Annotated in this window: 23 protein-coding genes; 14 read left to right on the forward strand and 9 right to left on the reverse strand. The window is 72.9% G+C overall.

The window, feature by feature from the left end:
• Positions 1-41: 41 nt before the first annotated feature.
• Positions 42-1154 carry an ABC transporter ATP-binding protein gene (locus ABD091_RS16645; protein WP_343920495.1) on the forward strand — a complete coding sequence of 371 codons (1113 nt, stop codon included), beginning with the start codon at positions 42-44 and terminating at the stop codon, positions 1152-1154.
• On the opposite strand, the gene ABD091_RS16650 is transcribed toward ABD091_RS16645, so the two are convergent.
• The 3 genes from ABD091_RS16650 to ABD091_RS16660 are packed head-to-tail and all read right to left on the reverse strand — an operon-like array spanning position 1145 to position 4171.
• Positions 1145-2005, reverse strand: a complete 861-nt coding sequence (locus ABD091_RS16650; RefSeq protein WP_343920497.1) for an ABC transporter permease — start codon at positions 2003-2005, stop codon at positions 1145-1147. The two genes, ABD091_RS16645 and ABD091_RS16650, sit on opposite strands and share 10 nt — an antisense overlap.
• Positions 2002-2907 carry an ABC transporter permease gene (locus ABD091_RS16655; protein WP_343920499.1) on the reverse strand — a complete coding sequence of 302 codons (906 nt, stop codon included), beginning with the start codon at positions 2905-2907 and terminating at the stop codon, positions 2002-2004. Before ABD091_RS16655 ends, ABD091_RS16650 begins: the two co-directional genes overlap by 4 nt.
• On the reverse strand, positions 2900-4171 hold the full coding sequence (locus ABD091_RS16660; protein WP_343920501.1) for a polyamine ABC transporter substrate-binding protein: 1272 nt from the start codon (positions 4169-4171) through the stop codon (positions 2900-2902). Before ABD091_RS16660 ends, ABD091_RS16655 begins: the two co-directional genes overlap by 8 nt.
• Positions 4172-4283: 112 nt before the next feature.
• Between ABD091_RS16660 and ABD091_RS16665 the strand changes: the two genes are divergently transcribed.
• Both ABD091_RS16665 and ABD091_RS16670 read left to right on the forward strand, forming a co-directional pair.
• Complete coding sequence (locus ABD091_RS16665) at positions 4284-4928, forward strand: class I SAM-dependent DNA methyltransferase (RefSeq protein ID WP_343920503.1); 645 nt, start codon at positions 4284-4286, stop codon at positions 4926-4928.
• 6 nt (positions 4929-4934) lie between these two features.
• A complete protein-coding gene (locus tag ABD091_RS16670) occupies positions 4935-6437 on the forward strand; it encodes an endonuclease/exonuclease/phosphatase family protein (RefSeq protein ID WP_343920505.1) in 1503 nt (500 codons plus the stop codon).
• Between the two features lie 15 nt (positions 6438-6452).
• On the opposite strand, the gene ABD091_RS16675 is transcribed toward ABD091_RS16670, so the two are convergent.
• Positions 6453-6983, reverse strand: coding sequence for a CGNR zinc finger domain-containing protein (locus tag ABD091_RS16675; protein ID WP_343920507.1), 531 nt, complete (start codon positions 6981-6983; stop codon positions 6453-6455).
• 48 nt (positions 6984-7031) lie between these two features.
• On the opposite strand from ABD091_RS16675, the gene ABD091_RS16680 reads away from it, so the two are divergent.
• Positions 7032-7979 (forward strand): EamA family transporter, encoded by a 948-nt coding sequence (locus ABD091_RS16680; protein ID WP_343920509.1) that lies wholly within the window; start codon positions 7032-7034, stop codon positions 7977-7979.
• Between the two features lie 45 nt (positions 7980-8024).
• Entirely contained in the window at positions 8025-8990 is a 966-nt protein-coding gene (locus ABD091_RS16685) for a hypothetical protein (protein WP_343920511.1), read from the forward strand.
• A 12-nt stretch (positions 8991-9002) separates the two neighbouring features.
• Here ABD091_RS16685 and ABD091_RS16690 read toward each other — a convergent pair whose 3' ends face one another.
• From ABD091_RS16690 to ABD091_RS16705, 4 genes are all read right to left on the reverse strand, one after another.
• On the reverse strand, positions 9003-10040 hold the full coding sequence (locus tag ABD091_RS16690) for an AI-2E family transporter (protein WP_343920513.1): 1038 nt from the start codon (positions 10038-10040) through the stop codon (positions 9003-9005).
• 119 nt (positions 10041-10159) lie between these two features.
• Positions 10160-11431, reverse strand: a complete 1272-nt coding sequence (locus ABD091_RS16695) for a hypothetical protein (RefSeq protein ID WP_343920515.1) — start codon at positions 11429-11431, stop codon at positions 10160-10162.
• Positions 11432-11570: 139 nt separating this feature from the next.
• Complete coding sequence (ccrA, locus tag ABD091_RS16700) at positions 11571-12911, reverse strand: crotonyl-CoA carboxylase/reductase (protein WP_343920517.1); 1341 nt, start codon at positions 12909-12911, stop codon at positions 11571-11573.
• Positions 12912-13028: 117 nt separating this feature from the next.
• Entirely contained in the window at positions 13029-13763 is a 735-nt protein-coding gene (locus ABD091_RS16705) for a GntR family transcriptional regulator (RefSeq protein WP_343920519.1), read from the reverse strand.
• An 83-nt stretch (positions 13764-13846) separates the two neighbouring features.
• On the opposite strand from ABD091_RS16705, the gene ABD091_RS16710 reads away from it, so the two are divergent.
• Genes ABD091_RS16710 through ABD091_RS16730 form a run of 5 tightly spaced genes read left to right on the forward strand, consistent with a single transcriptional unit; the run spans position 13847 to position 18111 of the window.
• Complete coding sequence (locus tag ABD091_RS16710; protein ID WP_343920521.1) at positions 13847-15070, forward strand: NRAMP family divalent metal transporter; 1224 nt, start codon at positions 13847-13849, stop codon at positions 15068-15070.
• Positions 15067-15846 (forward strand): LamB/YcsF family protein, encoded by a 780-nt coding sequence (locus tag ABD091_RS16715; protein ID WP_343920523.1) that lies wholly within the window; start codon positions 15067-15069, stop codon positions 15844-15846. The genes ABD091_RS16710 and ABD091_RS16715 overlap by 4 nt, the downstream gene beginning before the upstream one ends.
• Positions 15843-16466 (forward strand): 5-oxoprolinase subunit B family protein, encoded by a 624-nt coding sequence (locus tag ABD091_RS16720; RefSeq protein ID WP_343920525.1) that lies wholly within the window; start codon positions 15843-15845, stop codon positions 16464-16466. Before ABD091_RS16715 ends, ABD091_RS16720 begins: the two co-directional genes overlap by 4 nt.
• Positions 16463-17323, forward strand: a complete 861-nt coding sequence (locus ABD091_RS16725) for a 5-oxoprolinase subunit C family protein (protein WP_343920527.1) — start codon at positions 16463-16465, stop codon at positions 17321-17323. The genes ABD091_RS16720 and ABD091_RS16725 overlap by 4 nt, the downstream gene beginning before the upstream one ends.
• A gap of 5 nt (positions 17324-17328) precedes the next feature.
• A complete protein-coding gene (locus ABD091_RS16730; RefSeq protein ID WP_379189945.1) occupies positions 17329-18111 on the forward strand; it encodes a putative hydro-lyase in 783 nt (260 codons plus the stop codon).
• A 91-nt stretch (positions 18112-18202) separates the two neighbouring features.
• Here the strand turns inward: ABD091_RS16730 and mce are convergent, their stop codons facing one another.
• On the reverse strand, positions 18203-18646 hold the full coding sequence (gene mce, locus ABD091_RS16735) for a methylmalonyl-CoA epimerase (protein ID WP_343920531.1): 444 nt from the start codon (positions 18644-18646) through the stop codon (positions 18203-18205).
• A 147-nt stretch (positions 18647-18793) separates the two neighbouring features.
• Between mce and ABD091_RS16740 the strand changes: the two genes are divergently transcribed.
• From ABD091_RS16740 to ABD091_RS16755, 4 genes are all read left to right on the forward strand, one after another.
• Positions 18794-19975, forward strand: a complete 1182-nt coding sequence (locus ABD091_RS16740; protein WP_343920533.1) for an acetyl-CoA C-acetyltransferase — start codon at positions 18794-18796, stop codon at positions 19973-19975.
• A gap of 1 nt (position 19976) precedes the next feature.
• Positions 19977-20957, forward strand: coding sequence for a methylmalonyl Co-A mutase-associated GTPase MeaB (meaB, locus tag ABD091_RS16745; protein WP_343920535.1), 981 nt, complete (start codon positions 19977-19979; stop codon positions 20955-20957).
• A gap of 35 nt (positions 20958-20992) precedes the next feature.
• Positions 20993-22984: an ATP-binding protein gene (locus ABD091_RS16750; protein ID WP_343920537.1), complete on the forward strand. Its 1992-nt coding sequence runs from the start codon at positions 20993-20995 to the stop codon at positions 22982-22984.
• An 89-nt stretch (positions 22985-23073) separates the two neighbouring features.
• Entirely contained in the window at positions 23074-24195 is a 1122-nt protein-coding gene (locus ABD091_RS16755; protein WP_343920539.1) for a glycosyltransferase family 4 protein, read from the forward strand.
• Positions 24196-24199: the final 4 nt, after the last annotated feature.

The raw sequence follows: 24199 nt of genomic DNA on the forward strand, positions 1-24199 counted from the left end.
CACCAGTGACAACCGCCGCTCGGCTGTCTAGGCTCCGACGCATGCCCGGTGGTGCCATCTCGATCCTCGGTCTCCGCAAGGACTACGACGGCGTCACCGCCGTCGACGGCATCGACCTCGAGATCGGTGCGGGGGAGTTCTTCACCCTCCTCGGCCCGTCCGGGTGCGGGAAGACCACGACCCTGCGCATGCTCGGCGGCTTCGAGCAGCCCACCGGCGGCCAGATCCTCCTCGACGGCGTCGACGTCGCGCCGAAGCCGCCGCACAAGCGCCCGGTCAACACCGTCTTCCAGAGCTATGCGCTCTTCCCCCACCTCGACGTGCAGAAGAACGTCGCCTACGGGCTGCGCTGGCGCAAGGACCTGGACGGCGCGACCCGCGACGCGCGGGTCGCGAAGGCGCTGGAGCTGGTGCGGCTCGCCGACTACGCGCAGCGCCGTCCCCACCAGCTGTCGGGCGGGCAGCAGCAGCGCGTGGCGCTGGCGCGGGCGTTGGTCCTCGAGCCGTCCGTGCTGCTCCTCGACGAGCCGCTGGGCGCGCTGGACGCGAAGCTGCGCCACTCGCTGCGGGCCGAGCTGTCCGCGCTGCAGCGCGAGGTCGGCATCACCTTCGTCTTCGTCACCCACGACCAGGAGGAGGCGCTGGAGATGTCGACCCGGCTCGCGGTCATGGAGCGGGGCCGTGTCGTCCAGCTGGGGACCCCGCAGGAGGTCTACCGCGAGCCCTCGACCGAGTTCGTCGCCGACTTCCTCGGCGTGGCCAACCTGCTCGACGTGGCGTGCACCCCGGGCGACGCCGGGACCCGCACGGTGCAGTACGGCGAGTTCACGCTGCAGGCGCAGGTGCCTGCGGGCGCCGGCCCCGCCGCGCGCCGTGCCGTCATCCGGCCGGAGTGCGTGGAGGTGCAGGAGGCCGGGCTGACCGGCTCCAACCGGATCCCGGGCATGGTCGACCGCCAGGTCTTCCTCGGGTCGACCACGCAGCTGGCGGTCCGCCTGCCCCACGGCGACGTGCTCCAGTCGCTGGTCACCAACACCGGCCGGGGCGCCAGCCCGGCCTCCGGGGAGCCCGTGACGGTCCACCTGCCGCCGGAGTCGTTGCGGGTCCTCGCGGCGTCCGAGTCCTCCGAAGCGGCAGCCGCGCCTCAGCCGTAGTCGGCGAGGTCCTCCAGCGCCGAGCCCCCGTCGCCGCGTCGGCGCGCCCGCAGCGCGACGTACGCCAGCGCGAGGGCGAGGAACGAGGCGACGAGCAGCAGCGTCGCCAGGGCGTTGAGCGCCGGGGTGGGGGCGGAGCGCACCGCGTTGTAGAGCTTGATCGGCACGGTCACGTTGGAGGCGTCGCCGAAGAGGAACTGGCTGACGACGAAGTCGTCGAGGGACGTCGCGAACACCAGCATCGACGAGGCGAGGATCGACGGCGTCAGCAGCGGGAGCAGGATCGTGCGCAGGGCCCGCAACGGGCTGGCGCCGAGGTCCTGCGCCGCCTCCTCGTAGTCGCCGCCGATGGCCAGCAGCCGGGCGCGCACCACGACCAGGACGTAGGAGACCGAGAAGGTCACGTGGCCCAGGATCATGGCCGGCAGGCCCAGCGGCACGAACTGGTAGAGGTTGACCATCACCAGGTAGAGCGCCGACCCGACGACGAGCTCCGGGGTGACGAGCGGGACCAGGGCGATGCCGTTCGCGACCTTGCTGGCCCGGGAGCGCCACCGGGTGAGACCCAGCGCGAGAGCGACACCGAGGGGCGTGGCGATCAGGACCGTCACGGCGCCCAGGACCAGGCTGTTCTGGAGCGCGAGCAACAGGCTCGGGTCCTCGCCGACCGAGCCCTCGGCGCAGCAGTACCACTGCGTCGAGAACCCCTGCCAGGTGCTGCGCGACCGGCCGTCGTTGAACGAGAACTGCACCGCGATCAGCACCGGGGCGAGCGACCACAGGATGTAGAGCCAGGTGAGTCCGGCCAGCGCGTAGGGGCGTCGCCACGGGTTGCGCCACGGGGGAGTCATCGCGCCTCCCGGCTCGCCCGCTGCGTGAGGACGAGGTAGTAGGCCATGAAGAACAGCAGCACCAGCGAGAGCAGGAGCACGAGCGCCGCGCCGAAGTTCTTCGAGGGGCCCTGGAGGAGGAACAGCTCGATCTGGTTCCCGATCATCGTGGTGTTCGGCGAGCTCGAGACGATCGTGTTCGTGTAGTAGTCACCGGCCATCGGCAGGGCCGTGACGACGAACGCCGTGACCAGGCCGAGCTTCGACAGGGGCAGCGTCACGTGGAGGAACGTGCGGACCGAGCCGACCCCGAGGTCGCGGGAGGCCTCGAGCAGCCGCTGGTCGATCCGGTCCAGCGACGCGAAGAGCGGCAGGATGAAGAACGGCAGGTAGCCGTAGGCCAGGGCGATCACGACGGTGACCGGGTTGCCGGCCAGCCACGACACCGGGGCCACGCCGACGATCCCGAGGGCCTTGTTCACGTAGCCGTCGTCCTGGAGCAGGTTGACCCACGCGAGCATCCGGGTGATGTAGTTGATCCACCACGGGGCGAGGATCAGGGCCAGGACCAGGCCGCGCCGCTTCCCGGCCAGCCGGGCCGTGTAGTAGGCCACGGGATAGCCGATGGCCGCGCAGATCATCAGGGCGAGGCCGGTGTAGACCGCGGTGCGGACCCAGACCGCCCGGTAGGGGCCCGAGACCGACTCGGTGACGACCTGGGAGAACGTCGCGAACTGCCAGTCGAGCGGGTTCCACGCCGGGATCGGCTCGCCGAAGATGTTGATGTTGCCGCTGAACGCGACCGCCATCACGGCGTAGACGGGCACCAGGAACAGGGCGACCAGCCACAGCGTGCCGGGGAGCGCGAGCGCGGGCCACAGCCGTCGCGTCGTACGGCGGTGGTCGGCCGCGGGGTCAGCCACCGGCCTTGAACTGCGACCAGGACTGGCGCCAGAGGGCCTCCGTCGTCGGGGGGACCTCGTAGAAGGTGAGACCCTCCTCGAAGTCCGACGGCTCGACGACCGCGTTCATCAGGTTCTCCGGGATGTAGCCCTGGTCGACCAGGAACTGCGCGGACAGCGTCGTCAGCGGCGGCTGGTAGCCGTTCCAGCCGAAGTTCTTCAGACCGATCTTGTCGTCGAGGAGGTCGTTGATCAGGAGGTGGGCGAGGACCGGCTTCTCGGCGCTGCGGGGGATGGCGATGTTGTCGTTGCCGATGACCCGCTCCGCAGCACTCTCCGGGCGCCAGTAGGCCAGGACCTCGGGCCCCTCGCCCTTGGGCAGGTAGTACTGGCCCGCGATCGCGTCGCCGGACCACGCCTGGTGGACCGTGGCCGTGCCCTCGGGCACCTCGGAGTAGGCGTTGATGTTGGCCTTGACCTGGACCTTGTCGATGAGCTCGATGAGCGAGTCGGTCGCCTGGGCGACGAGGGCGGGGTCGCTGGTGTTGATGTCGGTGGTGATCCCGTTGCGCAGCAGCGACATCGCGATCGCCTCCTGCTGGTCGTCGAGCAGGTAGATCTTGCCCGCGTAGGCCTCGTCCCACATCAGGTCGTAGCCGTTGTCCGGCACGCTCGAGACCCGGTCGGCGCGGTAGAGGACGCCGGTGTCGTAGATCGTGTAGGGCACGGTGTAGCGGGCGCCCTGGTCGTACCAGGGGTCCTGGTACTCCGGCCAGACGTTCGTCAGGTTCGGGACGTAGGTCTTGTTGAGCGGCTGGATGAGGTCGGCGTAGACCATCTTGCTCAGCACGCTCGGACCCGGGAAGACCAGGTCGAAGGACTCGCCGGGCGCCCGCAGCTTGGCCAGCATCTCGTCGTAGGTCGTGTAGGGCGTCACCTGGACCTCGACGCCGTGCTCGGCACCGAAGGTCTTCATCACCCCGGGGGCCATGTACTGGTCGTAGTTGAGGATCCGGAGGACGCCGCCGCTCTCGGGGTCGAGGCCGTCCTCGATCGGCGGGTTGCTGTCCTTGAGCGGCTGGGCCACCGGGTCGTCCGGCCGGGCGAGCGGGTAGGGCGCGCCGCCGGACTGCGCCGAGCCGCCGCCGTCGCCCCCGCACGCCGCGAGCAGCGGGGACGCGCCGAGCCCGACGCTGAGCCAGAACCCCCCTCGCAGCACCTCCCGGCGGCCCAGCGGTGCGGGCCGTCGGCGTCTCAGCGATGGATCGGCGGGGTCGAAGCTCACGTGCGCGCCTCCCGTGGTCGGCTGCCGGTTAACTGACTGTTCAGCCAGTGGCGGCCATTGTGGCGCGCGAGGAGCAGGGTGTCGACCCCTTCGACCGTGAGACGCTGTGCCGATGGGCGCTGAGGAGACCTCCCGCGACGACTGGCTCTACGCGGGCACCACCGACCCGGACGAGGTGGCGGGCCGCTACGACGCGTGGGCCGGCAGCTATGACGACGACCTGGCCGCCTGGTCCTACCGGGCACCTGCGGTCGTGGCCGACGTCGTGGTCACCCGGGTCCCGTCGGCCGAGGCGGTGCTGGACGTCGGGTGCGGCACCGGGCTGGTGGGGACGGCGCTCCGCGAGCGCGGCTGCGCCGCGAGGATCATCGGGCTGGACATCTCGCCGGCGTCGCTGGAGGTCGCGGGCCGGACCGGCGCCTACGACCGGCTCGACCGCGCCGACCTCCAGCAGCCGCTCCCGGTCGAGGACGACGGGGTGGACGCGCTGGTGTGTGTCGGGGTGATGACCTACCTGCCCGACGTCGAAGCTGTCTGGCGCGAGTTCGCCCGCGTCGTACGGCGTGGAGGCGTCGTCGCCGTGACCCAGCGGGAGGACCTGTGGGAGCCCCGGGGCTGCCAGGCCGTCGTCGACCGGCTGGTGGCGGAGGGCGTGCTCGCGCAGGCGGAGGTCGACGGGCCGGCGCCCTACCTCCCGCAGGCCGAGGGCGAGCTGGCCGGCGTCGGCTGCTACTACCTCGTGGCCCGGATCGGCTGACCGGCCGTGCGGCGCTCCTGGCGGTCGGCAGCGACGGGGATGGCCGCACTGGTGCTGGTCGGGTGCACCGGCGTCGACGGCGCCGACCGTCCCGAGCCCGCCGAGGCGGGCCTCGCGCCGGGGGACGCGCGGGAGCTGAGCGTCCTCACCTACAACATCGAGTACGGCGGTGACCGGTCCACGGACGCCGTCATCGAGGACGTCGACGCCGACGTCGTCGGGGTGCTCGAGTCCTACGACCGGCTGCCCGAGATCGCCCGGAGGACCGGCTACCCCTACTACAACCTCGGTCTCCAGCTGCTCTCGAAATACCCGATCCACGAGCCGTCCGGAGCAGACGGCCTCTACTCGCTGATCGAGGTCGAACCGGGCTTCGTGGTCGCGATGGTCAACACCCACCTCGACTACGTGCGCTACGGGCCACGGCTGCTGCGCAACGGCGTGCCGATGGCCGACGTGCTGGCCTCGGAGGACGAGGTGCGGACCTCCTCGATCGAGGTCCTCACCCCGAGCGTGGAGCAGCTGCTGGCCGAGGGCTACCCGGTGTTCCTCACCGGCGACCTCAACCAGCCCTCGAGCCTGGACTGGACCGAGGAGGGGAGCGGCGCCCGCGTGGGCGTCACGGAGGCGGTGCCCTGGCCGGTCAGCGAGGTGCTGCTCGGCATCGGGCTGCGCGACACCTTCCGCGAGGTCCACCCCGACCCCGTCGAGAACCCCGGCGTGACCTTCGGTGACGGTGATCGCGGCGACCGGATCGACTACCTCTACGCCGGGGGTCCGGCGCTCACGCGGACCAGCGAGCTCGTCGGCGAGACCGGCGGGCCGGACGTGGACCGTGGCTACGAGCCCTGGACCTCGGACCACCGGGCGGTGCTGTCGACGTTCGAGGTCACGCCCGTCGAGCTCCGGCGGACGCTGTCCCTGGAGCGTCGGCTCCTGACCGAGGGGGAGCAGCTCGGGGTGCTCCACCACGCGCCCGGACATCCGCGGACCACGATCTCCGTGGTCCCGGAGGGCGGGTCGGGCGCGGAGCCGCTGGCCTCGCAGGACGTCGAGGGCGAGTCGGGCGAGACGTCGTTCGACACCGCGCCGCTCGCCCCCGGCGGCTACGACGTCGTCCTGACCGATCCCGACGGGAGCGAGCTCGAGCGCAACTCGTTCTGGGTCCGCTCGGCCGAGGACGGCGTGAGCCTGACGACCGACCGGACGACGTACGCCGTCGGCGAGCCGATCGAGGTGACCTGGGACGGCGGCCCGGCCAACCGGTGGGACTGGATCGGGGTCTACGAACGGGGGGCCGCCGACCCGCAACGGGACGACTACCTGCTGTGGGGCTACACCGGCGACCACGACGCCGGCGCGCTGCCCCCGACGGTGTTCGGCGACATGACCCTGGGGCCGGAGTCGCAGGGCCGGCCGTGGCCGCTGCCGCCCGGCGACTACCGCATCCACTACCTGCTCAGCGACCAGTACAGCTCCGCAGGCAGCGTCGACGTGACCGTGGAGTGAGGCTCGAGTGACGCCTCAGGAACGCCGGGCGCGGTAGGCGGCCACGGCGTTCCGGTTGGCGCAGGTGGTCGAGCAGTAGCGACGCGACCGGTTCCGGGAGAGGTCGAGCACGACGCCGCCGCACCCGTCGTCGGCGCAGACACCGATCCGGGAGTGCTCGTCGGCGCGGATCACGTCGACCATGGCCATCGCGGTCTCGACGAGGATCCGCTCCGCGAGCGGGGCGTCGTGGTCGACGGCGTGGAGGTGCCAGTCGAACTCCTCGTGGCGCACGAGCGCGGGGCGGAAGCTGACCTCGGAGAGTGCGGCGTTGACCAGCTCCACGGCCTCGTCGCGGGGGGCGAGGAGGAGGGCCCGCAGCCGCGGGCGGAGGTCCCGGACCTCCGACAGCTCCGCGCGCGTCCGGTCGTGCCGGCCGGTGTAGCGCCACCGCGACCAGAAGTCGTCGAGGTCGGCCACGGCGTCGAGCGTGTCGGGTTCCTCGGCGCTGTTGACCAGCTCGACGGCCGACTGGAGCGACATCTCGCTGTCATAGGCGAAAACCACGTTGACACCTTACATGCGGGTGACCTAGTGTCACATGCCATGGCGACGATGACGGATGACAGGGTGCAGGAGGTGACCTCGCCCCGCACGGCTGCGGGTCTCACCTTCGCGTTGATCTGTGCGGCGAGCTTCGGTGCGTCCGGCGCGATGGCGAAGGGCCTCCTGGCCGCCGGGTGGACCCCGGCCGCGGCGGTCACCGCGCGCATCGTGGTCGGTGCCCTGGTCCTGCTCGTCCCGGGAGTCGTCGCGCTGCGCGGCCGCTGGCACCTGCTGCGCGAGAACGCCGGTTTCGTCGTCGGCTACGGGCTGATGGTCACGGCGGTCACCCAGTTCGCCTACTTCAGCGCCATCGAGCGGATGCAGGTCGGCGTCGCCCTCCTGATCGAGTACATCGCGCCGGTCGCGGTCGTCGTGTGGCTCTGGCTGCGCCACGGCATGCGCCCCGGCCGGCTCACCGCGCTCGGCGGGGTGGTCGCGGCCGTGGGGCTCGTGCTCGTGCTCGACCTGGTCTCGGGCGGCGCCGACCTCGACCCGCTCGGCGTGGCCTGGGCGACGCTGGCGATGATCGGCTGCGCGACCTTCTTCGTCCTCTCGGCCCAGGCCGACAACGCGCTGCCGCCGGTGGTCCTCGCCGCGGCCGGGCTGGCGGTCGGCAGCCTCGGGCTGCTCGGAGCCGGTGCGGTCGGTCTGCTCGACATGACCTGGACCACCGAGCCGGCGGTCTACGGCACCACCGAGGTCGCCTGGTGGATCCCGGTCCTCGGCCTCGGCGCGATCACCTGCGCGGTCTCCTACACCTCCGGGATCATGGCGGTGCGGTTGCTCGGCTCGCGGCTGGCGTCCTTCGTCGCCCTGCTCGAGGTGCTCTTCGCCCTGCTCTTCGCCTGGCTGTTCCTCGGTGAGCTGCCGATCGCCGTGCAGTTCGTCGGCGGGGCCCTGATCGTGGCCGGCGTCGTCCTGGTCAAGCTCGGGGAGCGGAGCACCGCCCGGGGTTGAGCGGTTCGCTCCCGCAGCAGGCGGCGATGTGGCTGAATGCGTGGCGTGAGGACCGTCGTGGCGACCGCGCTGCTGGTCGTGTGCCTCGGCGGCCGCGGCAACGAGCAGACCGCCTCGCCGTCCGATCCGGCGGACCCGTCGGCGTCCTCGCCGTCGGCCACCGCGACGGCCTCCGCGACGGCTTCCGCGGACCCTGAGCCGGCGTGGCGCGCGGAGTACTGGCACGACGTCGCCGTCGAGGTGCCGGGCGACTGGTGGTTCGGGAGCGCGCCACTGCGCCTCCCGCAGGCCGGCGACGTCGACCTCTACTGCGGCTGGGGCGCGACCTACTCGCCGGCCGGCGACCGTGCCGGACCGCGTGAGGCGATGCGCGTCCAGCCCGGCTACGTCGGCCGGCCGGTCCCGCTCGACGACACCTGCGAGAACGTCGCTCAGAGCGCGAGCGTCCCCGTGGAGCCCTACCTGTGGTTCGACTCGCCGTTCCCGATCGGCGTCCGGCGTCTCGCCGAGGGCTGGGTCGAGCAGACCTGGGAGCTCGAGGGGACCCGGATGACCGTCGCGACCACCGACGACGAGGTACGCCGCCACGTCGTGGGGTCGGCCGTGGGCGGGGCGACCTGCCTGGCCAACCGTGGCGACCTGCTCGACCCGTCGTCGGAGGTGGTGCCGCCGGAGGACGAGGAGGACCTGGTGTGCGCCTACCGACGTGAGCGCGGCGAGGCCTGGCTGACCTACGCCACGCCGCTGGACCGGGAGCGCGCCCAGAGGTTCGTCGCGGCGTTCGACGCGGCTCCCGACCAGGACCTGCCCGCCGGGCGGGCGTGCGACCTCGGCGGGGACGACGAGTGGGTGGTGGTCCAGGTCGCGGGCACGGCGTACGTCGTGCGTCCGCAGCTGCACGGCTGCCCCCACGTGCAGGGGGACGGCCGTACGGTCGGGCTCACCGAGGCACTGGTCGAGCCCTGGTCGACCGGGGGCGTCCCCGCCGTCCTCCTCAGCCGGCAGCCCTGACCGCTGGTCCGGTCAGCGGGCGTCCTGGCGGACCAGGAAGACCTCGCGGTGCAGCAGCAGGAGGGCGGCGGCGACCGGGACGGCCAGCACCGCGCCGATGATGCCGAGCAGGGCACCCCCGACGAGCGCGGCGATCACGGTGAGGGCCCCGGGCACCGAGACCGACCGCGCCATGATCCGGGGGTAGATCACGTAGGCCTCGAGCTGCTGGTAGGCGACGTAGTAGATGATGCAGACCAGGGCGACGGTGGGGGACACCGTGAGCCCCAGCGCGGTGATCAGCACCCCGGAGATGATCGAGCCGACGATCGGGATCAGGCTCAGCAGGCCGACCACGAAGGCGAGCGCGAACGCGTAGTCGCCCAGGCCCACGACGAACGTGAAGACCAGCGTGGTCAGGCCTGCGCAGACGGCGACCAGGAAGGCCCCCGCGACGTAGGCGCCGGTCGAGCGCACGATCTTGTCACCGAGCTCGCTGACCCGCGGGCGGCGCGAGGCGGGGGCCAGGCGGTAGCACGCCTGCTTGATCGAGGGGAGCGAGGCGAGGAAGTAGATCGAGAGCACGAGCACGATCACGCTGTTGGCCAGCGCGGAGAGCACGGCGAGCCCGACCCCGAGCGCACCGCCGAACGCCTGCTGGCCGAAGTCGCCGGACGCGAAGTACTGCTCGGCCTTGCTGATCACGCCGAACCGGTCGTCGAGGTCCTGGACGAGCTGGTTGGTCTGGAGCTCCCGCAGCCAGCGGGGGGCGTTGTCGGTGATCAGCCGGATCTGGTCGCTGATCACCGGTGCCAGGGCCGTGACGAACAGGGCGAACATGCTCAGCACCAGGACGAGGACGATGAGCACGCCCACCGCCCGCCGCACGCCGTGGTTCACGAACCACTCGACCAGGGGGTTGAGCCCGACCGCGAGGAACATCGCCATCACCAGGAGGATCAGCGTCGAGGAGATCGACAGCACCTGCTGGGCGAGGAAGATGGCGAACAGCGCGCCGAGGGCACCGAAGAACCCGACCGTGAAGGGGGAGTGCCTGATCAGGGCGGGCACCGGCCGTCCCTCCGTGCCGTCGTCGGCACCGGACGCGGCCACGCTGTCGGCCGCCCGCTCGGCACGGAGCGCCGCGGCCTCCGCCCGCTCCCGGTCGCGCCGGCGGCCGGTCCAGCCGCTCAGGGCTTCGTCGCCTTGCTGGAGGCCGGCTCGTCGTCGTCGTCGTCGGTGCCGAATCCGGCGACCACGTCGCGCAGCGAGGCGAGCTGGGCCGCGATCGCGTCGCGACGCTTGGCGGCCCGGTCGACCTCCGCCCGGACCGCAGCGAGGTCGCGCTCGGCCTCGGCGGTGGAGGTGGTGTTGATCGAGTCGGCCTGGGTCCGTGCGGAGGCGACGACCTGCTCGGCCTCACGGCGTGCCCGCTGGAGCGTCGCCTCGGCCTCCTTGGAGGCCTGCTGGCGGTGGGCCTGCGCCTGCTTGTTGGCCTCGCGCGCCCGCTCCTCGGCGGCCTTGGCACGCTCCTCGGCCTCGGTCACGAGCCGCTGGGTCTCGGCCATCGCGCTGGAGTGGTGGTCGGCGGCCTCCTTGGCCAGCCGCTCCTTCTCCACCGCGAGCGTCCGGCGTGCCTCCTGCACCTCGCGGTCGGCCGCGGCACGCGCCTGCTCGGCCTCGCGCTTGGCGCTGGTCCGCAGGTCGTTGGACTCCTGCTGGGAGGCCAGCCGCACCTGGTCGGCCTCGCGCCTGGCCGAGGCCAGCAGGTCCTCGGCCTCGGCGCTGGCGAGCTTGCGGTCCTGCTCGGCCTCGGCCAGCAGCCGCTGCCGGGTCTCGTCGAGCTCCTTGAGCTGGACCAGGCGCATGTCCTCGGCCTCGCGCGAGGCGTCGGCGCGGATGCCGGTCGCGTCGCGGGTGGCCTGGGCCCGGATCTCGTCGGCCTCCTTCGCGGCAGCCGCGCGGATCTCCTGGGTCTCCTCCTCGGCCAACCGCAGCATCGCCGAGGCCCGGCCGCCGAGGCCGGCGTAGGAGGGGTTGGCGTTCTCCTCGACCTGCCGGCGCATCTCGTCGAGCTGGGACTCGAGCTCGAGCACCCGCTTCTCCGAGGCCGACAGCGAGGACGACAGCCCCGCCTTCTCGCCCCGCAGCTGCGTGACCGCCGAGTCGACCGCCGCGCGGTCGTAGCCGCCACGGCGTACGGCCGGGAAGGTCACCGCCGCTGACCCGGCCGTGCTCGCCTGCGCCGAGGCGCCCGGGCGGGCGGGCGGCACGGTGCGGACCGGCTGGGTGCGCTCGGCGTCGTCGTCGCGGGTGCGCGCCGGGACGGTCGGGATGACCTGGGTCTTCTCGTCGTCCGACGAGGTCGTGGTGCCTGATCGTGACGATCCCCGCGGCTCCGTCGCGGCGTCGCCGGTGTCCGGCTCGTCGTCGTCGAAGATGGACAGACCGCTGTCGCTCATGGGCGCCAAACCTCTTCCCGGATCGGTGTGGTGAGCGGGGTGCCGCTCCACAGCCATCCTCTCCGATCGGTGGTCGGGATCCCACCCCGGTCCGCGTGTCGTGGACCGGGGAATTTCGGGACCCTTCTCACACCCCCGCTCAGACGCCGCGGAACCGGTTGATGGCGTCGAGGTGCTCCGAGCGCATCTCGTGGTCGCGGACGCCGAGGCCCTCCTCGGGGGAGAGGCAGAGCACGCCGACCTTGCCCTGGTGCTTGTTGTGGTGGACGTCGAGGGAGGCCTGGCCGACGTCCTCGAGCGCGTAGGTGCGCGACAGGGTGGGGTGGATCTTGCCCTTGGCGACGAGGCGGTTGGCCTCCCACGACTCGCGGTAGTTGGCGAAGTGGGAGGAGATGATCCGCTTGAGGTTCATCCACAGGTAGCGGTTGTCGTACTCGTGCATGTAGCCCGAGGTCGAGGCGCAGGTGGTGATGGTGCCGCCCTTGCGGGTGACGTAGACCGAGGCGCCGAAGGTCTCGCGGCCGGGATGCTCGAAGACGATGTCGATGTCCTCGCCGCCGGTGAGCTCGCGGATCTTCGCGCCGAACCGCTTCCACTCCTTCGGGTCCTGCTCGGTGCCCTCGTCGTTCCAGAAGCGGTAGCCCTCCTCGGAACGGTTGATGATCAGCTCCGCGCCCATGCTGCGGGCGATGTCGGCCTTCTCCTCGTTGGAGACCACGCAGACGGGGGTGGCGCCGCCGTTGAGGGCGTACTGCGTCGCGAAGCCGCCGAGCCCGCCCGAGGCGCCCCAGATGAGGACGTTGTCGCCCTGCTTCATGTCGCCGCCGTTCTTGGAGACCAGCTGGCGGTAGGCGGTGCAGTTGACCAGCCCGGGGGAGGCGGCCTCCTCCCAGGTGAGGTGCTCGGGCTTCGGCATGAGCTGGTTGGCCTTGACCAGCGCGACGTCGGCGAGGCCGCCGAAGTTGGTCTCGAAGCCCCAGATCCGCTGCTCGTTGTCGAGCATCGTGTCGTTGTGGCCGTCGGGCGACTCCAGCTCGACCGACAGGCAGTGGGCCACGACCCGGTCGCCCGGCTTCCACTTCGTCACGCCCGGGCCGGTCTTGAGCACGACGCCGGCGAGGTCGGAGCCGACGACGTGGTAGGGCAGGTCGTGCCGCTTGGTCAGCTCGGAGAGCCGGCCGTAGCGCTCGAGGAACCCGAAGGTCGAGACCGGCTCGAAGATCGAGGTCCACACGGTGTTGTAGTTGATCGCGCTCGCCATCACCGCGACCACGGCCTCGCCCGGTCCGAGCTCGGGCACCGGGACCTCGTCGACGTGGAGGGACTTGCGGGGGTCCTTGTCGCGCGCCGCCATGCCCTCGAACATGTCGACCTCGTCCTTCTTGACGAACGCCGCACGGTAGGACTCCGGCAGCGACAGGGCCGCGAAGTCCTCCGCGGTCGAGTCGTCGGAGGTGATGGCGTCGAGGATCTGCTGCACGGGGGAGCTCCTGGAAGTTCGGCGCTGACGGGTGCCGCGAAGATACCGACGGGTAGGCGGGGTGTCAGCCCGATGTGACCCATCTGGCTCGCAGCCGCCCCGGCGTCGGACCCGTGGTCAGGCCGGGAGCTCTCCGAGCAGGTGGTCCCGGGCCCTGGCCAGGTAGTCGGCGAGGTGGTGGGCGGCGGCCCCGCGCTCGCCCGCCTCGAGCAGGCCGCAGATCCGGTCGTTGTCGGCGAGGTAGGGGGCGTGGAAGGCCTCCGGGTCACCCATCCGGTGGAACACCAGCCGCATCTCCGCGAGCAGCAGGTCCATCTGGGCGTCGAGGCGGGGACTGCCCGCCAGCGACACGACCGCCCGGTGGAAGTGCTGGTTGGCGTCGCCGATCCCGGCGTGGTCGCCGCGGTCGGCGGCGGCGTACCCCTCGGCGACGGAGTCGCGGACGCGGGCGACGGCGGCGGGCGTGGCGGCGGTGCCGTGCTCGAGGGCACCGGGCTCGAGGACGAGGCGGACGGCGTAGAGGTCGCGGACGTCGTCGGCGTCCGGGGTGGCAACCACGACGCCGCGGTGGGCCTCGCGCACGAGGATCCGTTCGGCGACCAGCTGGCTCAGCGCCTCGCGCAGCGTGTTGCGCGAGACCCCGATCGCCGCGGCGAGCCGCTCCTCGGGGAGCCGGGTCCCCGAGCGGAGCCGGCCCTCGACCACCTGCTCGCGCACGGTGCGCGCGGCCCGGTCGGCGGAGGTGCTCATGACCGCCCGCCGCGCGCGGCGCTCGGCGTCGAGGGCGTCGAGCACGGACTCGAAGCCGGACGTGGGACCCGGGTCGGGTCGGGTGGGGCCGGTGGTGCTCACGAGGCGATCGTAGCCATCCGGTGCCGGAAATTGTTGGGTTGAGGTATTGCGGGATTGTTGAACAACTGGCACGGTCGGGGTCTATGACCCAGGACACACCCACCCCCTCGACCGGTCAGGCCGTGCGCGGTGCCGCGGGCCGCTCCGCGGTGCTCGGCGCCGTCTTCCTCATGGCGACGAGCGCCATCGGACCCGGGTTCCTCACCCAGACGGCGACCTTCACCGGCCAGCTCGGCGCGGCCTTCGCGTGCGCGATCCTCGTCTCGATCGTCGTCGACGTCGCCGTCCAGATGAACGTCTGGCGCGTCGTCGGCGTCTCCGGGCTGCGCGCCCACGAGCTCGGCAACCGGGTGCTCCCCGGCGCCGGCTGGCTGCTCGCCGCGCTCGTCGTGCTGGGCGGCTTCATCTTCAACATCGGCAACGTCGCCGGGTCCGGCCTCGGCACCGACGCCATGTTCGGGCTCGACCCGCGCATCGGCGGCGCTGTCTCGGCGGCGCTCGCGATCGGGATCTTCCTGTCCCACCGGGCGGGGGTGGCCCTCGACCGGGTGGTCGTGGTGCTCGGCCTGGTGATGATCGTCGCGACGCTCGTCATCGCCGTCACCACGTCGCCCCCCGTTGGGGAGGCGCTCCGCAGCACCGTCGCGCCGGAGGAGTTCGACTTCCTCGCGACGACCACGATCATCGGCGGCACAGTCGGCGGCTACATCACCTACGCCGGCGCCCACCGGCTCATCGAGTCGGGCCGGACGGGTGTGGAGCACGTCGAGGAGATCACCCGGTCGTCGGTCATCAGCATCCTGCTCACCGGTCTGATGCGGGTGCTGCTCTTCCTCGCGATCCTCGGCGTCGTGGCCGGGGGTGTCTCGCTCTCCGCCGACGACCCCGCCGGGTCGGCCTTCCGTGCCGCCGCCGGCGAGTGGGGCCTGCGCGCCTTCGGGCTCATCCTGTGGTCGGCCGCCCTGACCTCGGTCATCGGCGCCGCCTACACCTCGGTCTCGTTCCTCACCACCAGCCGTACCCCGGCCCGCACGCGCAACCTGCTGACGGTCGCCTTCATCGCGCTCAGCGCGACGGTGTTCGTCGTCATCGAGCAGGCGCCCGCCCAGCTGCTGGTGTTCGCCGGCACCTTCAACGGCCTCATCCTGCCGATCGGCTTCACGCTGCTGCTCTGGGTCGCCTGGCGTCGCCGCGACCTGCTCGGCGGCTACCGCTACCCGGCGTGGCTGCTGGTCGTCGGCGTGCTCGCCTGGATGCTGACGCTCTACCTCGGCTACAACGCGCTGCTGCTGCTGGGGGACCTGTGAGCGACGGAGACGAACGAGGCACGACGGTCGACCTCAACAGCGACGTGGGGGAGTCGTTCGGGCGGTGGACGCTCGGTGACGACGCCGCGATCCTGGGGCTCGTCTCGAGCGCCAACGTCGCGTGCGGGTTCCACGCCGGCGACGCCAGCACCCTGCGCCGCTGCTGCGAGCTCGCCGCCGAGGAGGGCGTGACGGTCGGCGCGCAGGTGGGCTACCGCGACCTCGCCGGGTTCGGCCGGCGCTTCATCGAGATGGACCCGGTCGAGCTCACCGACGACATCACCTACCAGATCGGGGCGCTCGAGGCGCTGGCCCGGGTGGCCGGCACGCGGGTCTCCTACGTCAAGCCCCACGGCGCCCTCTACAACGCGGTCGTCCACCACGAGGCGCAGGCGCAGGCGGTCGTCGACGCCGTCCGTGCCTACGACGCGACGCTGCCGGTCCTCGGCCTCCCGGGGTCCCAGCTGCTCGCCCGGGCGGAGGCCGCCGGCCTGCGCACCGTCACCGAGGCGTTCGCCGACCGCGGCTACACCCCCGACGGGACGCTCGTCCCACGCTCGGAGGACGGCGCGGTGCTCCACGACCCCGACGAGGTCGCCCGGCGCGTGGTCCGGCTCGTGGCTGAAGGGGTCGTCACGGCGGTCGACGGCACCGACGTCCCGGTCCGCGCGCAGTCGGTCTGCCTGCACGGCGACACCCCCGGAGCCGTCACGATGGCCGAACGGGTGCGGGCGGCGCTCGACGACGCGGGCGTCCACGTGGAGGCCTTCACGTGATCGTGCACCCCTACGGCGACCGCGCGCTGCTGGTCGACCTCGACGACGGCGAGGCCGCGCTGGCGCTCGCCGACGCGCTGCGCGCCGACCCGCCCGCGGCGCTCGGCGACCTGGTGCCGGCCGCGCGGACGGTCCTGCTCGTGGCCGCCGAGGGGGCCGCGGTCGCCGACCTGCGCGCCGCGCTGGCCGGCGTACGGCCGGGGGAGCGGAGCTCCTCCGGCGACGGGGAGGAGGTCGAGGTGCCGGTCGTCTACGACGGCGAGGACCTCGACGACGTCGCGTCGCTGACGGGCCTCTCGCGCGAGGAGGTCGTCGCCGCCCACACCGGCCAGACCTGGCGGGTCGCCTTCGGCGGGTTCGCGCCGGGATTCGGCTACCTCGTGGGCGAGGACGACCGGCTCCACGTGCCGCGACGGCAGGAGTCGCGCACCCGAGTCCCGACGGGTGCCGTCGGGCTGGCGGGGGAGTACGCCGGGGTCTACCCGCGCGAGTCGCCCGGGGGCTGGCAGCTGATCGGCCGCACCGACCTGGCCATGTTCGACCTCGACCGCGAGCCGGCCGCGCTGCTGCGCCCCGGCGTCCGCGTGCGCTTCACCGACGTCACCGGGACCTCGCCATGAGGGCCCTCACCGTGCGCGCCACGGGTCCGCTCGCCCTGGTCGAGGACCTCGGCAGGCCCGGCCGTGCCGGGATCGGCGTCGCCCGCTCGGGCGCCGCCGACCGGGCGTCGCTGCGTCTGGGCAACCGGGCGGTCGGCAACGACGAGGGGGCGGCCGCGATCGAGGTCACCTTCGGCGGCCTCGCGCTCGAGGTCGGTGACGAGGGCCTGTGCCTCTGCGTCACCGGTGCCCCGGTCGACGTGACCGTCGACGGCCGTGGCGCCGGGTCGCACGCCGTCCTCCAGGTCGCGGCCGGCTCCCGCGTCGCCCTCGGGACGCCGCGGGCCGGACTGCGCTCCTACGTGGCCGTCCGGGGCGGGATCGACGTCCCGGAGGTGCTGGGCGCGCGCAGCCGCGACGTCATGGCCGGGCTCGGACCCGAGCCGCTGGCCGAGGGCGACGCGCTGCCGGTCGGCGCCCCGGTCGGCGACCTGCCCGGCGTCGACCACCTGCCGTGGCCCGACCTCGACGAGCCGGTGGTGCTCCGTGCCGTCCGCGGGCCGCGCGCCGACTGGGTCGAGGACGTCGACCTGCTGACGTCGACGGCGTGGCAGGCGACCGACCGCAGCAACCGGGTCGGCACCCGGCTCGCCGGGTCGTCGCTGCGCCACTCCCGCGACGACCAGCTGCCGAGCGAGGGTGCCTGGCGTGGCGCGGTGCAGGTGCCGCCGAGCGGGGAGCCGGTGCTGTTCCTCGCCGACCACCCCGTCACCGGCGGCTACCCGGTCGTGGCGGTGGTCGTCGACGAGGACGTCGACCGCGCGGCCCAGGTCAGGCCCGGCCAGGAGGTCCGGTTCCGGTGGGTGGGGGCACCATGAGCGGCGTGACCGCTCCCGCCGACCTGCTGCCCCGCGAGGCGCGGGCCCGGTTCCGTGACGGCCTGGCCACCCCCACGGCCGGGTGGAGCCGTGGCTTCACCCAGGCCAACCTCGTCGTGCTGCCGCGCGACCTCGCGCTCGACTTCCTGGTCTTCGCCCAGCGCAACCCGAAGCCCTGCCCGGTCCTCGACGTGCTCGAGGCCGGTGAGGTGTCGGGTCCGCTGCTCGACGGCGACGTCCGGACCGACCTGCCGCGCTACCGGGTGTTCGTCGACGGCGAGCTGGTCGACGAGCCGACCGACGTGGCGGCCCACTGGCGCGACGACCTGGTGTCCTTCCTCGTCGGCTGCTCCTTCACCTTCGAGTCCGCCCTCCTCGAGGCGGGGGTGCCGGTGCGCCACGTCGAGCAGGACCGCAACGTCCCGATGTACGTCACCGACCGCCGCTGCCGTCCGGCCGGCGCCCTGGCGGGACCGCTCGTGGTGTCGATGCGGCCGGTGCCGGCCGCCCGGGTGGCCGACGCCGTGCGGATCAGTGGCCGCTACCCGGCGGTGCACGGCGCCCCGGTCCACGTCGGCGACCCCGCGGCGCTCGGCATCGCTGACCTCGCGCGTCCCGACTTCGGCGACGCGGTCGACGTACGCCCCGGCGAGGTGCCGGTCTTCTGGGCCTGCGGCGTGACCCCGCAGGCGGCCGTCATGGAGTCCCGACCGCCGCTCGCGATCACCCACGCCCCCGGCCACATGCTCGTGACCGACGCCCGGGACAGCGACTACCTGGTGCCCTGAGCCTGCTTGTAACGCCGGGTTGGTAGCTCTTCCACTGGGGTATTCCCTGGGTGGAACAAGCACCAACCCGGCGTTACAAGCGGTGGGTGCCTCAGTGGGAGGCGGCGGGCTCCACGAGCTCGACCAGGACGCCGCCGGCGTCCTTGGGGTGGATGAAGTTGACCCGGCTGTCGGACGTGCCGCGCTTGGCGGTGTCGTAGAGCAGGCGCAGGCCGCGCTCGCGCAGGACGGCGGCGACCTGCTCGACGTCGGTGACGCGGAAGGCGAGCTGCTGGAGGCCGGGACCGTTGCGGTCGAGGAACTTCGCGATCGTCGACGCCGGTGAGAGCGGCGCGAGCAGCTGGAGGCACGACCCACTGTCGCCCACGCCGACCATGGCCTCGCGCACGCCCTGCTCCTCGTTGACCTCCTCGTGCAGCACCCGCATGCCGTAGGCGTCGCGGTAGAAGGCGGTCGCCTCGTCGAGGTCGGCGACGGCGATGCCGACATGGTCGATGGCGACGAAGAGGTGCTCGGGGATGTCGACGGGAGTCATGCGCACATGGTGGCCGGTACGGCGCCCGCGGGCCACCCACGAGAAGGGGGTGTGAGGAGTTCCTCACGTGCCCACCCACTGCCACCCGGGCGTGCCCAGTGGGTATCGTCACAAGGACCAGCCAGTCGCACCGATGGAGGCAGCAGCATGTCCAGTTCCGTGATCGTCGCCGGGGCGCGTACCCCCATCGGCCGGCTCCTCGGTGGCCTCAAGGACCTCTCGGCCGCCGACCTCGGCGGCGTCGCCATCAAGGGCGCGCTGGAGAAGGCGGGCGTCGCCCCCGACCAGGTCGACTACCTGATCATGGGCCAGGTCATCCTCGCCGGCGCCGGCCAGAACCCCGCCCGCTCGGCGGGCATCGCCGCGGGGCTCCCGATGTCGCTGCCGTCGATCACGATCAACAAGGTGTGCCTCTCCGGCATCAACGCGATCGCCATGGCCGACCAGATGATCCGCGCGGGCGAGCACGACGTCGTCGTCGCCGGCGGCATGGAGTCGATGACCCAGGCGCCCCACCTGCTGCCGAAGTCGCGCGAGGGCTTCAAGTACGGCGACACCGCGCTCGTCGACTCGATGGCCTACGACGCGCTCTACGACCAGGCGACCAAGCAGGCGATGATCAGCCTCACCGACGGCTGCAACGCCGCCGGCGCCAACCTCTCCCGCGAGGAGCAGGACGCCTTCGCAGCCCAGTCCCACCAGCGCGCCGCGCTGGCATGGAAGAACGGCGTCTTCGACGACGAGGTCGTGCCGGTCACGATCTCGACCCGCAAGGGCGACGTCGTCGTCTCCGAGGACGAGGGCGTGCGCGGCGACACCACCGTCGAGACCCTCGCCGGCCTGCGCCCGGTCTCCAAGGAGGGCACCATCACCGCCGGCTCCGCCTCCCAGATCAGCGACGGCGCGTGCGCCGTCGTGGTCATGCGCAAGGAGAAGGCCGAGGAGCTCGGCCTGACCTGGATCGCCGAGATCGGTGGCCACGGCCAGGTCGCCGGGCCCGACTCGACCCTGCAGCTCCAGCCGGCGCGCGCCATCGAGAAGGCCGCCGAGAAGGAGGGCATCGCCGTCTCCGACATCGACCTCTTCGAGCTCAACGAGGCCTTCGCGGCCGTCGGCATCGAGTCCGCCCGCCAGCTCGGCGCGTCGGAGGACCAGGTCAACGTCAACGGCGGCGCCATCGCGCTCGGCCACCCGGTCGGCATGTCCGGTGCCCGGATCCTGCTCCACCTCGCACTCGAGCTGAAGCGGCGCGGTGGCGGGATCGGGGCGGCTGCGCTCTGCGGCGGCGGCGGCCAGGGCGACGCCCTCATCATCCGCGTCCCCGCCTGAGGTGGGCCGACGTTCCACCGGCAACGTCCCCGAGCTCGTCGAGCGGGCGCGTGAGGGGGACGCCCGTGCCGTCGCGCGCCTGATCTCGCTCGTCGAGGACGCCTCGCCGTTGCTGCGCGAGGTCATGGCCGGCCTGGCGCCGTACGCCGGGAACGCCCACGTCGTCGGCATCACCGGCTCGCCGGGGGTGGGCAAGTCGACCTCGACCAGCGCCCTGGTGACCGAGCTGCGGAAGGCCGGCCAGCGCGTCGGGGTGCTGGCGGTGGATCCGTCGTCGCCGTTCTCGGGAGGGGCGCTGCTCGGTGACCGCGTCCGGATGCAGGACCACGCGCTCGACCGCGACGTCTACATCCGGTCGATGGCCTCGCGCGGTCACCTCGGCGGACTGTCGTGGAGCACGCCCCAGGCGCTGCGCGTCCTCGACGCCGCGGGCTGCGACGTGATCCTCGTCGAGACCGTCGGGGTCGGTCAGAGCGAGGTCGAGATCGCCGGGATGGCCGACACCACGCTGATCCTGCTGGCACCCGGCATGGGGGACGGCATCCAGGCAGCCAAGGCGGGGATCCTCGAGGTGGGCGACGTCTACGTCGTCAACAAGGCCGACCGTGACGGCGCCGACCAGGTCCGCCGCGAGCTGCGGTCGATGCTCGCCCTCGCCGAGCGCTCCGGCGACGACTGGCGCCCGCCGATCGTCAAGACGGTCGCCGCGAAGGGCGAGGGCCTCGACGAGGTCGTCGCCGAGATCGGGAACCACCGGGAGTGGCTGGCGTCCTCGGGCGAGCGCGACGTCCGTCGGCTGCGCCGGGCGAGGGACGAGGTCGAGGCGATCGCGGTGACCGCACTGCGCGAGCGCTGGGGCGACGTCCACGGGCGCAGCGAGCTCGACGAGCTCGCCGGCGCGGTCGTGGCCGGCGACACCGACCCCTACGCGGCTGCCGACCGGCTGCTCGCCGACATCGGCGAGGGACTCACCGCGACCTGACCCGCGGGACCCGGTCGGTGTCTCATACTCGGGACGTGCCCCCGCCGACCCCGACGACGACCGTGCTGCGCTATGCGCTGCTGACCGTGCTGACGGTCGCGGCGGCGCTGGTCGGCTACGAGTCGCTCGACGCCGACCTCCAGGTCGCCCTGATCTGGCCGCTCTACGGCGCCAGCGTCCTGTGGCTGGTCAGCGGCACCGAGCGCACCCGTCCCTGGGACGCACTGGCCCTGACCGCCGTGGCCTCGTCGACCCTGGCGCTCGACGAGGCGACCTGGCAGCGGGTCACGGTCGGGACGGTGCAGGCCGTGCTCGGCGCCATCGTGTTCCTCCTCGTCGCCGGCCGGCTGACCCGGCGGCGCTCGCGGATCGACGAGCCGCTGACGCTGCGCCACGTCGTCGTCCTGAGCGTCGCGACGGTCCTCGCCGCGACGTTGCTCGCGCTGGTCCGCATGACCGGCATGGGGCTGCTGCCTCCGCTCCCTGCCGACGTCGGGGCCCTGCTGGTGGTCCGCAACACGAGCGGGATCCTCGTCGGTGCGCTGCCGGGGCTGCTCGTCCTCCACCGGATCCGGTCGCGCCGCTCCAGCGGGTTCGCCGGCACGTCGGGCCGGGTGATGACGGAGACGTTGCTGCTGGCCGGCGGTGCGACGGCCATGGCACTGGTGGTCTTCACCGGTGGACCGATGCCGCTGTCGTTCGCCCTGGTGCTGGTGGTGGTCGTCGCGGCCTTCCGGGTGCCGCCGATCGGGGCGGTCGCCGTGGCGACGGTGGTCGGCCTGATCGCCGTGCTGGCCACGCTCGACGACCAGGGCACCTTCGTGCTCGACGGGCGGCCCTTCGCCAGCGCCGCCATCGCCCAGGGGTTCCTCATCACGGTCATGGTCGCGGCGCTGGCCATCTCCGTGGGCGTGCAGGAGCGCGTGCGCGCCGTCGCCCGTGCCGAGACCGCCGAGCGCCTGGCGGAGGGTCGTGCCGAGCTGGTCGAGCGCGTGATCAGCAACATCTCCGACGGGATCAGCGTGATCACCGCCGACGGTCGCTACGTGGTCCGCAACCAGGCCTCCTACGACCTGTCGGGCCCTGGCGGCTTCCGCGACCCCGCCCTCGACGACCCCGGGCAACCCCGGATCCTCGACCTCGCCGGCACCCCCGTGCGGCCCGAGGACATGCCGTGGCGGCGGGTGCTCGCGGGCGAGGACCCGGTGCGCGAGACCCTGCGCGCCCGCTGGCCCGACGGCACCGAGCGGGTGCTCGGCGTGGTCGCCCACAGCACCGACATCGGCCTGCCCGAGCCGGCGGTGACGACCTCCCTGCACGACATCACCCAGCAGACCGAGGAGCGCGACCAGCTGGTCTCCTTCGCCGGGGTCGTCGCCCACGACCTCAAGAACCCGCTCACCGTCATCCGGGGCTGGAGCGAGAGCCTCCAGGAGGAGCTCGCCGGCGATGCGCCCGACGTGGCGGCGCTGCGCGCGATGGTGGCCCGTGTGGTGTCCGCGTCGGACTCGATGCGGGGCTTCATCGACGACCTGCTCGGGATGACGATCGCCCGGGACCGGCAGCTCGAGCTCGAGGTGCTCGACCTGTCCGCGATGGCTGAGGAGGTGGCCGAGCTGCGACGGACGGGCGAGACCCGGCCCCGGATCGCCGTCCAGCCCGGCATGTGCGTGACCGCCGACCGGTTCCTCGTCCGCCAGCTGGTCGACAACCTGGTCGGCAACGCCGTGAAGTACGTCGCGCCGGGGGTCAGGCCCGCGGTGTCGATCAGGGGCACCGAGTCCGACGGCCTGCTCGAGGTCGCCGTCGCCGACAACGGCATCGGGATCCCGCCCGACCAGCGCGAGCGGGTCTTCCAGCCGCTCGTCCGCACCGACGGCGCGACCACCTACGCCGGCACCGGACTCGGGCTCGACATCTGCCGACGCGTCGTGGAGCGCCACGGCGGCCGGATCTGGGTCGACCCGCGAGCGGTCGAGGGCACCACCTTCCGGTTCACCCTCCCGGCGGCTCCCCGCGGCCGCTGAGCCACCGTTCCCCGGCTCCACCACCGGGGTTGGCGCGACACCCCCCGGCAGGTCACCTCCCGGACACCCCGGCTCGTCACCCTCGGGCCGTGCGAGTCCTCATCGTGTCCGAGTCGTTCCTGCCGCAGGTCAACGGCGTCGCCAACTCCGTGCGCCACGTGGCCGACCACCTCGTGCGCACCGGCCACGACGTGAGGGTCGTGGCCCCGGGCCCCGGTCCCGAGCGCCATGGCGACGTACCGGTCGTGCGGGTGAGGTCGGTCGGGCTGCCCGGCTACCGGTCCTTCCCGCTGGGCCTGCCCGACGCCGCCGTGGAGCGCGCGGTCGCGGACTTCCGCCCCGACGTCGTCCACCTCGCCTCGCCGATCGTGGTCGGCGCCGCCGGCCTGCGGTCCGCCCTCCGCCACGGCGTCCCGACGGTCGCGGTCTACCAGACCGACGTCGCCGGCTTCTCCCGCCAGTACGGCGTGCGCGTGGAGTCGCTGATCGAGAGGTGGGTCGCGCGGATCCACCGCCGCGCCGACCGCACCCTGGTCCCCTCGACGACCTCGCTGCACCAGCTCGAGGAGATGGGCGCCCCCGACCTCCACGTGTGGCGGCGCGGTGTCTCGCTCGACCTCTTCGGACCCGACCGCCGCGACGACGACCTGCACGCGTCGTGGGCCGGGCCGGACGACGACGTGGTCGTCGGCTACGTCGGGCGGCTCGCGCCCGAGAAGCAGGTCCGCCGCCTCGTCGAGCTCGCCGACGTCCCCGGCACCCGGCTGGTCGTGGTCGGCGACGGTCCCGAACGGGAGTGGCTGGAGCGCCGACTGCCCGGCGCGGTGTTCACCGGCCAGCTCGGAGGTGTCGAGCTCGCCCGGACCTTCGCCTCCCTCGACGTCTTCGTCCACCCCGGCACCCGCGAGACGTTCTGCCAGACCGTCCAGGAGGCCCAGGCATCCGGGGCAGCCGTGGTGGCGGCGGCCGCGGGCGGCCCGCTCGACCTCGTCGAGCACGGCCGCACCGGGCTGCTCTTCGACCCCGCGGACCAGCTGTCGCTGCGCCGCGCCGTGGTCGCGGCCGTCCGGGACCACGACCTGCGCGACCGGCTGGCGGCGTACGCCCGCACGGAGGTGCAGAGCCGGACCTGGGCGTCGCTGGTCGACGAGCTGGTCGACCACTACCTCGCCGTGCTGCCGTCGTCGGGGGCGCAGCGCGCGATCGCCTAGGGCC

The organism is Nocardioides aestuarii, assembly GCF_039527245.1.
GTDB lineage: Bacteria > Actinomycetota > Actinomycetes > Propionibacteriales > Nocardioidaceae > Nocardioides > Nocardioides aestuarii.

Bases quoted from the DNA above. Each gene is read 5' to 3' on its own strand.
- ABD091_RS16740 (WP_343920533.1), top strand. From the start codon at position 18,794: ATGTCCAGTTCCGTGATCGTCGCCGGGGCGCGTACCCCCATCGGCCGG.
- ABD091_RS16695 (WP_343920515.1), bottom strand. From the start codon at position 11,431: ATGAGCGACAGCGGTCTGTCCATCTTCGACGACGACGAGCCGGACACC.
- ABD091_RS16650 (WP_343920497.1), bottom strand. From the start codon at position 2,005: ATGACTCCCCCGTGGCGCAACCCGTGGCGACGCCCCTACGCGCTGGCC.
- mce (WP_343920531.1), bottom strand. From the start codon at position 18,646: ATGACTCCCGTCGACATCCCCGAGCACCTCTTCGTCGCCATCGACCAT.
- ABD091_RS16680 (WP_343920509.1), top strand. From the start codon at position 7,032: ATGACGGATGACAGGGTGCAGGAGGTGACCTCGCCCCGCACGGCTGCG.
- ABD091_RS16725 (WP_343920527.1), top strand. From the start codon at position 16,463: ATGAGGGCCCTCACCGTGCGCGCCACGGGTCCGCTCGCCCTGGTCGAG.
- ABD091_RS16645 (WP_343920495.1), top strand. From the start codon at position 42: ATGCCCGGTGGTGCCATCTCGATCCTCGGTCTCCGCAAGGACTACGAC.
- ABD091_RS16665 (WP_343920503.1), top strand. From the start codon at position 4,284: ATGGGCGCTGAGGAGACCTCCCGCGACGACTGGCTCTACGCGGGCACC.
- ABD091_RS16710 (WP_343920521.1), top strand. From the start codon at position 13,847: ATGACCCAGGACACACCCACCCCCTCGACCGGTCAGGCCGTGCGCGGT.